Annotated in this window: 8 protein-coding genes; 5 read left to right on the forward strand and 3 right to left on the reverse strand. The window is 35.6% G+C overall.

From position 1 onward, the window contains the following. Window positions 1–740: 740 nt before the first annotated feature. The 3 genes from BZG02_RS08225 to pyk form a co-directional block, all read right to left on the reverse strand. Entirely contained in the window at window positions 741–1,445 is a 705-nt protein-coding gene (locus BZG02_RS08225; RefSeq protein WP_101260953.1) for a mechanosensitive ion channel domain-containing protein, read from the reverse strand. Window positions 1,446–1,456: 11 nt separating this feature from the next. Continuing rightward, complete coding sequence (locus BZG02_RS08230; protein WP_101260954.1) at window positions 1,457–6,472, reverse strand: amino acid permease; 5,016 nt, start codon at window positions 6,470–6,472, stop codon at window positions 1,457–1,459. A gap of 662 nt (window positions 6,473–7,134) precedes the next feature. After that, window positions 7,135–8,583, reverse strand: coding sequence for a pyruvate kinase (gene pyk / locus BZG02_RS08235; protein ID WP_101261196.1), 1,449 nt, complete (start codon window positions 8,581–8,583; stop codon window positions 7,135–7,137). Between the two features lie 513 nt (window positions 8,584–9,096). Between pyk and cas6 (BZG02_RS08240) the strand changes: the two genes are divergently transcribed. The 5 genes from cas6 (BZG02_RS08240) to BZG02_RS08260 all read left to right on the forward strand — a co-directional run bounded on the left by cas6 (BZG02_RS08240) (window position 9,097) and on the right by BZG02_RS08260 (window position 14,136). Continuing rightward, the gene (gene cas6 / locus BZG02_RS08240) at window positions 9,097–9,813 is read left to right on the forward strand and encodes a CRISPR-associated endoribonuclease Cas6 (protein WP_245868069.1); all 717 of its coding nucleotides are present in this window, start codon (window positions 9,097–9,099) and stop codon (window positions 9,811–9,813) included. Between the two features lie 147 nt (window positions 9,814–9,960). Beyond that, window positions 9,961–10,635, forward strand: a complete 675-nt coding sequence (cas6, locus tag BZG02_RS08245) for a CRISPR-associated endoribonuclease Cas6 (RefSeq protein WP_101260955.1) — start codon at window positions 9,961–9,963, stop codon at window positions 10,633–10,635. A gap of 6 nt (window positions 10,636–10,641) precedes the next feature. Then, a complete protein-coding gene (locus BZG02_RS08250) occupies window positions 10,642–11,244 on the forward strand; it encodes a hypothetical protein (protein ID WP_101260956.1) in 603 nt (200 codons plus the stop codon). 11 nt (window positions 11,245–11,255) lie between these two features. Next, window positions 11,256–11,711, forward strand: coding sequence for a transposase (locus BZG02_RS08255; RefSeq protein WP_101260957.1), 456 nt, complete (start codon window positions 11,256–11,258; stop codon window positions 11,709–11,711). A gap of 256 nt (window positions 11,712–11,967) precedes the next feature. Next, window positions 11,968–14,136 carry a CRISPR-associated helicase/endonuclease Cas3 gene (locus tag BZG02_RS08260; protein WP_101260958.1) on the forward strand — a complete coding sequence of 723 codons (2,169 nt, stop codon included), beginning with the start codon at window positions 11,968–11,970 and terminating at the stop codon, window positions 14,134–14,136. The last annotated feature ends 7 nt before the right edge of the window (window positions 14,137–14,143 follow it).

Below are 14,143 nucleotides of genomic sequence, written 5' to 3' on the forward strand. Positions count from 1 at the left end.
AATTCCTAAAAGACAGTCGTTACTGCCTCTAAAAGCGGTTGCAAAGATAAAGACTTTTTAAGCTCATCTGCAAGAAAAAAGTAAAGTTTTTTTTATCTTTTTTTTCGCCGGTGTAAAACCGTTTCAACCACAATCTTGTAAAGAACTTTCGCCGTTTAAAGCGGGTGCAAAGATAAAGAATTTAATTCCTAACCTGCAAATGTTTTTTCAACTTTTTTTTAAAGCTAATTGCACTCCTAAGCCCCATGTTTCCTAGTGACTCGTCGAGTTCGTTAACCCTTAAAGCGGGTGCAAAGATAAGAAATAAAAATCTACATATCCAAACCCAAAGTGAAAAAAATTCAAAGAAAAATAAACTCCGGTTTTTGTGAAACAAAAATCACTCCCTAAATCATTCTAACCGTTGAACACTTTCCGTTGAAAGCGGTGCAAAGATAACCTATTATTTTTCCCACTTCCTAATTCTTTTGAAAAGTTTTTTTTAACAACTTCTTAACGTACTGGTAACCTGACTGAAAAAATGAATTATTTTTTAAAGGAGCGAAGATTGAATGAAATTATCGCGGAGAATTACATTCGCTACTTAATCTGTTTTTTTCCATTAGGGATAGAAGCGATATCCTTTTATTGAGGAACGAAGTAAAAGATTTAGCGAATAGCCCGACCAATTGCCTTTGTTTTGGAAAAGGAAATTGGGAATGGCCAAATTAAAATCGGTAAAACTTCTAGAATACATACTTCTAATAGTAGTTTTTAATGTTTTCGTCCACTCTATTCTTTATATCTTCGGCAAAATGTGGTTGCAGCGTATAGATTACTACTTCAATAAAATATTCATCGTTAACGTGTTCAATATTTTCGATAAGAACAGGTTGCGATAAAGCTACCCAAGGCGTGTTAATAATTTCGACCTTTAGCTTAGGAATGATATAATTTGTTTGTACCGCCCTTGGGAAAAAAAACTTGAGATTCACCTTATTCAGGTTAGCATTATTACTTTGCTTACTAATGATAGTGGCACTGATTTTATGATAGGGAATGCTTTTTATATCGCCATGCTTATCGATAAGGTTCAAACTAAAATTCCCGAGCTTCTCAATTTTTCCTTTCAGGTCGTTTATTTCCACAATACTTCCCTCCCTTACTTTGTCTTGAATTTTTAAATAAACTCCAGAAAAAAAGTCTCTGAGCAGGTAAAATGAAGGTATAATAGCTATTACAATAACAATTCCCAATGAAACTAGGCCAAATATATTTTGTGAAAAATAGTACTGTTTCACTAAACCTATTACTATTCCGAGCCACAATAAAAGCTCTAGTATGGTTAATAGGTAGGTGCTATGATGTTTAAAAGTAGGTGAATACTTTAAGGATCGATTAATAAACCCTAACAATCGGAACATTACAACAATGCCCAATAGAATAAAAAAAAGTTTTACAGACATATGCTTTGTGTTTAGATGATTCCTTTATTGATACATGTTTCGACCATAAACGGCTCGATATTGCGACCCAAACGGTATGTATTAAGTCCTTTTGTTACAATAAGACCGAAATTAAGGAGCTTTACTAGCAATAAATCAACTGCTTTAGTATCGTAACCTGTAATCCGCATCAACTTTTCAGCATCCATGTATTTGTGCTGTATAAATAAGGCTACCACCACCAAAAGCTCGGCATCTAATCTTTTTAGGACCTCCATGTTTGGTTTCGACGGCTTTTTAATACTTATGGTACCAGCCTCCGAATCTACAATGTTAGCTTTCCATGTACTTAGTGCCACTCCAGGAATTCCCTGGGTAAAGTTAAAATAGGCACTAAATAGTAAGGACAAACTAAGTGGAGATATATCCTCTTCTTCCTTGCCATTGTATTTTAGTTTTAAACCACTTGATTTATGCCTGTAAATGATCAATTTTTGCAATTGCTCGGTATTAAAGTTACCACATTCAACAACTGAAAGTAAATGCACTTGAAGCGGCAATGTTTCTTTTATTACGTTGTATGCGTATTTATTACAATTCAACATGAAGAATACCTTATGACTGTAGTTTGCTATCAGCTCAATAATTTTGTTGATTACTTCGCCACCTTTATGATTTCTCTCCCACCACAATTCAATATCATTCATTACCACAATGCTATTGTGAGGAATGCTATTAAAAATATCGTCGAAATTGGACATGTGAACCATTTGTTCCTGCATGCGGGTTAATAACACATGAGTATCGACAGAACCATTTATAGGTGGATCGATCCAAAAAACATTACTTTTCTTGACTAAATTGTTTGCGGCATAACGAGTCAAAGCCGTTTTACCGGACCCATGCACTCCATGAATTAATACGGCACCACTAATGCCATACCTATGACGTTGCATGGCCTGCTTAATTTTTAAATACTCTTCCTCTCGGCCCACCCAAAACTCATCGGATATTTTAGAGCTTCCGCTTAATAAGCTACGATAAAAAACCGGCACGCGCTGGTACACCTTTTTATTGGGTATGAGTTGGTCAATAATATCTAAAATTTCGTTGGCATTAGGCTTGCCTGGTTTCGTGTTTGATAAATATTTTTTAGAAAGAATAATCCCACTACTTGTATTATTTAATAGTTGAATAAACACATTACTAAGTTTGCCTTTTAAAAATTGATATTTATCGCTAATGCTTTTGCTTAGTTTTTTATTCTTACTCTCTCGTTTTAATGTACTTATCTTCTTTTCTGATTCTAAAATAGCATGATAGAAAAAGTTGGAGAAGGTCTCTAACATTAAATCGGTAGCTTTTTTATCTAATACCAACAGAGCATTCTCAATTTTTGCTTTTTCACTAATTACCTTCGCACTTAACTTTTGGTAAAACTCTTGATGTTGATTTTGCTCTCCTTTTAATACATTGTTATTTTGATCCCTATTGCTGAGTCGAAATTGAAGCAAACTACTAAACTCTCTGCACTCAACAATGGCTTGATTAACAATTCCTCCCAGACTTAATACTTCTCGATAAAAAGGTTCATAAAACAAAGTATCAAACGAATGAGATCCAATTCTTCGAAGATTAATATCGATGCTTGTTAGCTCGCTAAAAGGAACCGCCTTCGAATTTTTGTATATGGTTGCTGGTAGCTGAATATTCTCTGGTAACTCATCAATAATTTTAGACAATTTAGTGTGCGATTCGCTAAAGAAATTTTGAATTTGTAGATTATCTGGAAAAATTTGAGATTTCACATTTGCAGTATCCGTCTTCGCAACAATATCAATATTTTCGGCCAATTTAGTGATTGGACTAATTACAAATTCGTTGATATAGGCATACATGCGTTCATTACCAGCAAGAAGTACATTAACTCCCAATTTTTGCTGAGAAATAATCAACACATCAAGATGTAGGGATGTATTGATTAAATTAACCGCAGTTTCCCAATTTTCAGCATACGAAACCAGATACTCGTCGTGTATGTTACTTCGTGTTTTAAATTTTGCATTTGCAGTTTTAATCGATTTTGGATTGTCCATATCCTCGACCAAAGCGATCAGAACCTGACGAACAGACAGTGCAATTGTATTACTAGATTGCTCCTTAAATACAATTAATTCATCCTCAAGCTTTTTAAACTCCGATAAGCTTTCGGATAAACTAAAAAGAAGAATTTCTTGTGAGCTCTCGTTTTGCAACAGCAATTTTTCGTATTGATCGTTAATCCCGAAAATAATTTTTCGAAGCGTTGTAAATAACTGTATGGATAGCTCATCCAATCCTGTTAACTGCTCAGAAATTTTTGGGAAAAGTTCGCTACTTAAATAGTAATCAATAGCCTTTTTGTAAGTTAATTTAGACCTACTTTCTTTCTGCTTATTTGGAATAGTAAAGGCAAGCGCCAGATGATCGGGTGTTTCGTATAATAAATTGCCTTTTTTTGCCAGTAATTCATTAATACCTGCACTTATTCCTTTTTGCGCGCTCAATAAGGTCTGAGGGTTTTTTAACTCCACTATTTTATTGATGCTTCGAAGAAAAGATTGATGATTCCGATTTATCGTTTTTTCATATTCATGCTTCCCTAATTCTGCTAATTCACTTTCTAGCTTAGCATGATTCGCCACAGCAAACTCCCGAATACTTTTCAATATATACAGCTCGCTATCAATGGCTTGCAGTAAAGCATCCTCTACAACTGGTGTGCTTATGGAAGTAAGTTTTGTTTCGAGACTGCTAATATTTGCAGAAACAAGCGAGTTGCTTATTTCGGGTAGCGATGGTAAGTTGATATTTTTTACAATGGCTGGCGCTTTTGTTTTTGCATCGGTTAAGGGACTTATTAAATCGATAACCTCGAATTCATTAGAAGGACTTAAAAACAGTAAGCTTGCAGGTAATTCAGTAAGCTGATTAACTGTGTTAATATATTCAGAGCTATATGCTTCATTTTTTTGCGACAGTCCTAACAATACTAAATCTGCATCGCGCGATTCGGTACAAATAATTGATTCTTTTGTGCGGGTGCCAAAATCATTACCAATGATCTTAATATCCGCAACAATACGCCTATCTACCAACAATTCTTTAATGTTTCGTTGTAAGGTATCGCCAATAAATGTATTGTTATTAATTATTAAAATGCGAATTTTTGCATCTCGCCATTTGGGGTCGATCAACAAAAATTTAATGATGTGAAGGCCTAGATTCAGAATTCTTCCTTTTCCATTCCACCAGATATCAATATTTTGTTTCTTCCCAAATCCAAGCTCCTTATGGTAGCTTAAAAAGATGGCATTTAAACTTTTAGCTTTAAAATCTTGAAGTACATGAGTTAAAAATTCGGCATTCTTTAAATCCTTACTCCATCCCATTAAAATGGTATTTGGTTCAAAACCTGTAAATCCGTAGGCATTGGTCACCGTTTTCATGCCCTCCTCTAAGGTTTTACTGGAGTACTGACGAGTAAAATAATTGGGTGCCAATTTGTTTTTAGCAACCGAAAGTTCTTTTACAGGATTACGATCCTGCCCCACTACTAATTTAAAATCGGTTAAAGCTCCTAACTTTCCGGTTAGCGAAAGTCCCATTTCAATAAGGTGCGGACGTGCGTTTTCGCCTCCGCTGAATAAGATGATATTCGGTTGCCAATTGCGGGAATTCACCTTTTGAATGCTCAGTTTTAAGAGTGCTTTTTTTGCCAGGTTCGTCCAAAAACTACTCCAGGCATCCCCGGTTTCTAAAATTAATTCTTTCCGTTGCAAGTACAAATAGAGCAAGCTCAATACAATTGTTGCTCCTGCAAGTGCCAGAAAATCGAGCAGGATCATTACTATAAAAGCCGACAAAGCTCCCAATATGCTTACAAATTTTGGAATTTTAAAAGCAGGGCGAAAATCGGAACTAGACCAACTCTCTATGGCAGAAGCCAAATTTAAAAAAGCATAAGTGGTAATGAAGAACATCGATACAATACGTGCAATTACATCTAACTCACCAATTAATATTCCTGCCTCTGCAATAACAAATGCAACTAATAATGCATTTCGAGGTTCATTAGTAGCACCAGTACCTTTCGCAAAGGCTCTGTGTGCAATTTTATCCATTGCAATGGCTTGAAGAATACGAGGTGCACCTAAAATACTTCCCAAAGCAGATGATAATGTAGCTCCCCAAATACCGGCAATAACCAATTGAGGAACCAGGGAAATTTTAAAGAGAATATCAGGATCGTTGGCTAATGCATCGGAACTAACGGTAAACGCGTAAAAAAAAGCCAATGCAATGTAAACAACAAAACCAATCCCTACCGCCATAATTGCACCCATAGGTAGCGACTTACGTGGATTTTTTAAATCTCCAGACATGGAAACTCCTGCTTCGAAACCTGTTACTGCAGGAAAAAAGATACCAAACAGCAACATAAAAGGAGCCGAAGTAGCTAATGGTTTTAAATTTACCGTGGTGGGAGCAAAATCGTGATTACCCAAGAAAATAGAAAACAGTGATAATACAATGGCACCCATTATAAAATACTGTGACTTAATGGCTAAGGAGGTACTTATGAACGTAATTGTGGTAACAGCAATCAGCACAATGGTACCTGCTATTCGGATATTAGCTATTGTATTTTCGATGCCCCAGTATTGCAAAAAACTTTCAGAAAAACCAATCAAATATAAGCTGACACTAAAGGATAAACCAACGAATAAGGCTAAACCTAAAGTACCACCAATAGGTAAACCCAAACTTCGCGAAATCATAAAATAAGTACCGCCGTTTTGTACTGGCTTATCCGTTGATAAAGAGGCCACACTAAGACTTGTTGTAATGGAAATAATATGCGCAATAAGAATGATTCCAATGGTATTTATCAAACCTGCCTGTCCAATAATTGCAGGAAAACGTAAATACATGATCACACCAAGAATAGTCAATATCGAAGGAGTAAACACTCCTCCAAAGGTTCCGAATTTTTTTGCTTTAGCCATCTTGCTACTTATTATCTAAATTAAATCTTGCTTTATTCGTTTCTCCTTACTGTTAAAAATTGTCTGATTTCGGCAACCGCTTGCTGTTTCTTTATCAGTAATAATACTTCGTATATCCATGATTATAACATCTCTAGTGCTGGAAGCGAAACTCGATTTCCTCACTTTTTTAGGCAATTCAGTTCTTTAAATCTTTTAAATTTTCAGACTCTTTCCAATCGCTTTCAAAATCTATTCAAGCTTATCTCTTTTCCACTACTTTCAAGTTCTCCAAACCAAACATTAAGTGTACTTTTAAAAATAGACTAAACCTCTTATTATCAGATTATACCTGTAGTATTTTAAATTCGATATAGAAGCTAACTTAAGCATTAAAAGTAAGGATATAAAATAAAGTAATAGTAATAATAAAATCGATACACCACATGCCTACATTCGTCTTTTTTATCTGCTTTTGTGAAATTTTAATTTAGTTCGGGACAATGCTTTTGTTTCTTTTATATCAGCAAATTACTAGAAGTTTGCCTCCTTTTTAAAAGACCCAAAACAATACCTTTACAGTATCTATACAACCAATAATTCCGAATAGTTCCACAATTACTTATTCCTCTCCTAAAATGTAAAAGCTCAACGAATATCTTCGATCGTTTTTTTGATCTATTCTACACATCTTGTTTTTCCGAGATGCGTAAAAACTCCATTCGAGGATTGGCGTTTGGGTTAAAAGACGATGGACCCGCCACCAAAATGGCAATTGAACCCTTAATATCTCTTTCGTGTAGCCATATTCGAGCAAATTCACTCCAATTTTCAGGTTCTTGACTCAGCAGAACGGAATGTACTCCGTACGAGAAGGTGAGTCCTTGACAAACATTGGCATGTTGACTTACTGCCACAATCCAAACCTCAGGGGCAAAGCGCGAAATCATTCTAGCCGTTTTGCCAGTTCGGGTAGGTGTAAATACACTTGCACAAGGCACGGTTTGCAATGCATTTTGTACCATCGTTGAAAGAGCCGCTGCTCCGGTAGCCGGTTTTTGCGGATCGAAAACTACATTCAAATCCACTTGTTTGTGTGCGGGACGGTTTTTCTCCGTGTAACTAGCAATATCCGCGAGCATTTTAACAGATTCTTCGGGATATTTCCCCATTGCTGATTCTCCTGAAAGCATTATGCAATCGGTACCATCCAAAATAGCATTTGCGACATCGGTTGATTCGGCACGAGTTGGTAAGCGACTAATCGTCATCGATTCCAACATCTGAGTAGCGGTAATAACAGGCTTACCGGCCATTCTGCTTTTATTAATCAGTTGTTTTTGTATGATGGCCATTTTCTGAATCGGTATCTCCACACCCAAATCACCCCGAGCTACCATGATGCCATCCGAAGCCTTAAGTATTTCATCAAAGTTATCCAAAGCATCAGCACGCTCTATTTTTGCAATAACAAAAGGATCTTTTCCAAGATCACGAGCAGCTTTTCGCACACTTTCGATGTCGGCAGCGGTTTCTACAAACGATTGACTGATAGCATCTACCCCATTTTCTAAAGCGAATTTAAGACATGCGCGGTCGTGATCAGTAAAGGCACTTAATCCGAGATTTATACCCGGTAAATTGAGTCCTTTTCGGGAGCGTAACTCACCACCCACCGACACTTTGCAGTGTACATCGATATCAGAAATAGATTCGACAATGAGTTGAACTAATCCATCGTTTAAAAAGAGCCTGTCGCCGATTTTAACAACCTTAGGCAAACGCTCAAAACTCACCGAAACTCGTTGTTGATTGCCCGTAATATCTTCGCTAGTTAGTGTAAAACTATCGCCTGATGCTAATTGAATAGGTTCTTTTTCTATCGTTCCCAAACGCATCTTTGGTCCCGGCAAATCGGCCATAATCGCAACCCTACGTCCGGTTACTTTTTGAGCTGTACGGATACGCACTATTCGTTCGGCATGATCGGAAAAATCGCCATGAGAAAAATTTAATCGCGCAATATTCATACCGGCTCGCATTAAACGTTCGAGCATTTCGGGCGAGTCGGAAGCCGGGCCGATGGTTGCAACTATTTTTGTTTTATGATTGGACAAGAATGTATTAGGCATTTCTTTAATTTTTATATTTTTTAGATCCTTAAAAACTGCTCCCTTCATTTAGCTAAGTCTGATTTTTAAAACCACCCAACCAGCTTACAAATTATTACTTAGGGTGAATTGCTAACCATTTACAATAAAGCCAGAGGAATTAAAGATAATGATATATAATTAGCTAATGCTACAAATGATCCTCTCTTGTGAAGGATTATGGGTTTTTGTAAGCATATTCTGAAATTTTAATTTAGTTCGGGATAATTCTTTTTGACATACAAGCTTAAAATTGGACGATATCCACATGAAAATTACGTTTGGGTTCATGAGTTAATTCTATAATCAGATTTCTGAAAATAATGAAGAACTAGCATTACTTTTTCAGTCCCTCCTACTTCTCATAAACTTGACACATTTGACACATTGAAATTTTACTAATTTTACTTAACTTGCTTTTCAATTCGAATATTGCAAGTACAATCAACTACAAAACAGCTACTTGACACAAGATTGAAACGACAGAATAAAATTATGAGATTTGAATTAACATTGAACCGCACCACAAAGCAGCGAATGCTGCCCATGGATTACCAGTATTACATTAGTGCCTGGATTTACAAAGTATTAAAACACGCCGATGCCAACTTTGCCGATTTTCTGCACAACAAAGGTTATGGAAGAGATAAAAACACCAGCAAACTTTACAAACTGTTCTGTTTTTCGAAGTTGAACTTTGGAAAGCCAAAACTCTGGAAAGAAAAGAAACTTTTTGAGATTTCAGCTCATGAAATTAAACTGCAAATTTCGTTCGATGTGAACGAAGTGGCTTCCAATTTCATAAAAGGTTTGTTTATGCAACAAGAATTTTATTTGGGCGATAAATTTAACGGTATCGATTTTAAAGTTGCTAATGTGGCTGCACTGGCTGAACCTGATTTTACAGAAACAATGTGCTACCATTTACAAACTCCTTGGGTGATTAGTTATCAAAAAGAAAATGACAAACCTCCGAGATATCTTTCGCCTACGGATGAACTGTTCGATAGCCTGACAGTAAAGCATCTGACTGAGAAATACGAAAACACCCGCCAAGCAAAATTAATTGAGCCAGACCAGATCAATGTTAAAAGACTAAACGATTTTAAACGTGCTGGTTTTGTGATAAAACCTGGAACCAGAGAGCAAAGTCGCATTGTTGGAAATTTATTTCTTGACTATTTAAAAGTTGAAATGGTGATGAATTATTAAAACTAATGGTAGGTAAATAAATTAACCTTCAAGGTTTTTAAAACCTTGAAGGTTAGAATAAAAAGAAACACTCTGAATATAGCAATTAATAAATATGAAGTTTTTAATAAAAGATTATGTACTCTAAAATAAAAATGAACTAAACATATGAGAATACACATAAAAACCACACCTTCAAAGCAAACTATTGATTTCAACCATTTGCATTTGCTCACTGGAACCATCCATAAATGGTTTGGAAAAAATGAGTTTCATGATTCCATTTCGCTTTACTCATTCTCCAACTTAACAGGAGGTAAAGCATCAAAAAATGGACTAGACTTTCCGAACGGCGCCAGTTTCTTTATCAGTTGTTGGGATAATCAACAAGCCAAACTGCTAGTAACAGGAATCCAAAACCATCCAGAAATGTTTTTTGGCTTGAAAGTCGCTGAAATTATCTTACAGGAAGATCCCGAATTATCAACAAAATCGAGCTTCCAGGTTGGAAGTCCGATTTATATTCAGCGTAATCTAGAAAATGGCAGAAAAAAATTCTACTATTTCGATGATAAAGAATCTCCAGAACTTCTTGCAGAAACTCTTACCTCAAAAATGATAAATGCTGGTTTAGCTGAAGATGAAACATTAAAAATAACTTTCGATAAAAACTATCGCAAAAAAGGCACTAAAAAAATCGATTATATCCGAGGCAATAAAGTCACACAAATTCGGGCAAGTTGGTGTCCTGTAATTATTGAAGGCAAACCAGAAACTAAAGCTTTCGCATGGAATGTAGGAATTGGGAATAGTACTGGAATTGGCTTTGGAGCTATAAAATGAGATAATATGGAAAAGATATTCGTAGTAAAATATACAGGTCCTTTTGGTTTTATAAAGCCATGGACTGCTGTTCGCGATAGCGAAACCTACAGCCAACAATTTTTAACCCCTTCTATTGTCGCTGGAATAGAACGAAAACTATTTCCTGAATTATTGAAAGATGATGATGGAGAAATTAAAAAGATTGTTGGACATCGGTTAAGCTATAAACAAATATCGCAACAACAAGAACAAATTCAACCACGAGGCTGGAACAAAAAAAGTAGTGGTGAAGAAAAAGGATTTCACCGACCTTATGCAATATTAGTTAGGGGTGTCCTCATTGAACCTGTTCTTTGGTTGGCATTTAAAACCATGAAAGATGCTTCAAGTGCATCAGAAGAACACATTTGTCTGTGTAGAAATGAAGATATTCTTTATCCTAACAGTGAAATAATTGAAGTTGCCAAAGATGAATTTAATACAGATCAAGATCAATTTGCAGGATTTGAACTGATATTTGAAAGAAACGATGAATCATTTCTTGTTGGATACAATCGAATAAAAAAGAATGAACCAATGTACGGTTACTTAAAAGTGTTAGGCACACCAGTAAAAACCAATTACTAAATAAACCTGAAATGGCACAATCATTATCAAAATTATATGTCCATTTGATTTACCACATAAAAAATACCTCGGTAGTAATCCGTGATGAAGAAAAACAGAAACTTTACGCCTATATGGGTTCTGTTTTAAAATCGAACGATTCAATTCCAATAATAATTAATGGAACAGAAGACCACGTACATATTTTATGTGTGATGTCGAAAAATATTGCTCTTGCAAAACTGATAGAAGAAATAAAACGCCACAGCAGTAGGTGGATTAAAACACTTGATAAATATTATAATGATTTCGCATGGCAAGGAGGTTATGGAGGTTTCTCCGTTAGTCCATCCATTCATGACAAAACAAAACGGTATATCGAGAATCAAGAAGAACATCACAAGAAAAAAGACTTTAAAGAAGAATATTTAATGTTTTTGAAAGAATATGGAATTAAATACGATGAAAAATATTTATGGTACGATTGATTTGCCCTTTCAGGGCGATTATTTGATGCGATGCATCAAACCCAGGGTTTCGCCCTGGGCTGAATTAAATTGGGCTTTCAGCCCGAAAAAATTTAATTCTTTGAATGTAATTTTCATCTAAATAATTAGTCCGTAACTATAATTGCCTGAAAGGCACATTGATTTTAGCCCAATGGCAACGCCTTGGGAGATTATAGCAACATTATATAATCTGCGGGCTGAAAGCCCAATTAAACAGAAAATCAAAAAATAATATATGAACCAAGTTTGCCCACATATTAAAGCCAAAGGAAAGCCCGAAGAAACCACATTACATCAACATTTGATGGAGGTTAGCTTAGCCGTAGAAAAAATTGCTGGTGCTCTAAATTTTGATGCAGAGATAGCACGATGCGGTGCTATTTTACATGATATTGGAAAAACCAGCTCTGTTTTTCAATCGCGATTAAATTCGAAAACAATACCTAAAACACCATTCAGGCATGAAATAGCTTCCTGCTTTTTTCTTTCTGCTTTCCCAGAAAATATACATCCTCAACTAATCGAGATGGTAATTGCCCATCATAAATCAATTTTACATGATGCTAGAGATAAAGGAATACTCGATTTAGAAGAAGTACGCGGAGATACTTTTAGCCTTCACATAAAAGATTGGAATAACTGGAAGGTTGATGCTATAGAAATTTTAAATGCATTAGGCATTAAAGCGGATAATATTTCGGAACAACAAGCACAAGAAAACTTTGATAAAGTTTATGACTATTGCGATGATATTGTACAAGAAAGAGGTTTTTCAGAGTGGAGAGGTCTGTTAATGGCAGCTGATCATTTTGCTTCTGCTCTATCGGAAAATACAGAAGAATATCTGAAACGCACTTTTCAAACTCCAAACCTTAACTTCTATAATCGTCAACATAAACTCTATCCTTTATCCGAAAAAAATAGCGTGTCAGATAAAAGACACACTATGGTTGTTGCTTGCACCGGAGCAGGAAAAACCGACTACTTATTTCGCAGATGCAAGGGTCGCATTTTTTACACACTTCCTTTTCAGGCTTCTATCAATGCCATGTATAAACGGGTAAAAAATGATTTGAAAAATGACAATCCAAACTTGGACATTCGCTTACTGCATGCGTCTTCTTCTATTTCAGCAAAAGGAGCTACCAAAGAAGAAAAAATAATACAAGGACACGTTGGTGCAGCTGTTAAGGTGCTAACACCACACCAAATAGCTGCTATTGCCTTCGGAACAAATGGTTACGAAGCTATGCTTTTAGATATTAAAGGTTGCGATGTTATATTAGATGAAATTCACACCTATACCAATATTACAAGGGCTATTGTTCTTAAGATCATTCAAGTTCTTAACTATTTAAATTGCAAGATTCATATTGGAACTGCAACTATGCCAAGCATTCTATACAATCGAATTATCAATATTTTAGGAAAAGAGAATGTATTGGAAGTAAAATTGGAAGATAAAGAATTAACAGCTTTCAATAGGCATATTATCCATAAGTTGGATGATTGGGATCAGACCCATGAAATAATATCAACAGCAGTTCTCGAGGATAAAAAACTATTAGTAGTTTGCAACCGTGTTCAACATGCACAAGAACAATACAAAAAATTGTCGGACTTAAACCCTGAAATACCAATTCTTTTAATTCACAGTCGATTTAAAAAAGGGGATCGCGATGAAAAAGAACGATTACTTTTAGGACTGACAGAAGATGGAACACCCAACGGAAATTTCAACACTTCAAACAAAGCCTGCATTGTTGTATCTACCCAAGTTGTTGAAGTTAGTCTGGACATTAGTTTCGATCTCATGATTACTGAAGCTGCTCCTCTTGATTCTCTTATTCAACGATTTGGACGTGTAAACCGAAAACGGAACAATGACACCATTGGAAAATTCAAGCCTATTTATGTTTTAGCTCCACCTGAAGATGAAAAAGAAGCCTTGCCTTACGATCTTGAAATTATAAACCGAAGTTATGCAACACTACCCAACTATGAAGTGCTTCAGGAAAATCAATTACAAGCTAAAATAGATCAAGTTTTTACTGAAATTGATTTTCTAAAAATTGAAGAACATTCGGTTTTTAAAGAAGATGGACGATGGACAATTGATAAACTCACTCATAATTCAAAAGCTATTTTACTTGACCTACTGGATATTGACAGTGTGAATTGTATTTGTGAGGCGGATGAAGATGCATACCGTGAAGGAAATACCGAAACAAGAAGCAAACTCACCGTGAGTACGCGCTATTACATTGCCCAGAATCTAAATCAGCTTACTAAATGTGGAATCGAGCCTTTTATTTTACCCGATGCCGCTTATAGTAGCGAATTTGGTTTAGATGTATCAAAAGCAAAACCAGAATTTTACGATACTAAATATTCATTCCTATAAAATGAAA

Origin of the sequence: Labilibaculum filiforme, from assembly GCF_002843315.1 — a bacterium.
Lineage (GTDB): Bacteria > Bacteroidota > Bacteroidia > Bacteroidales > Marinifilaceae > Labilibaculum > Labilibaculum filiforme.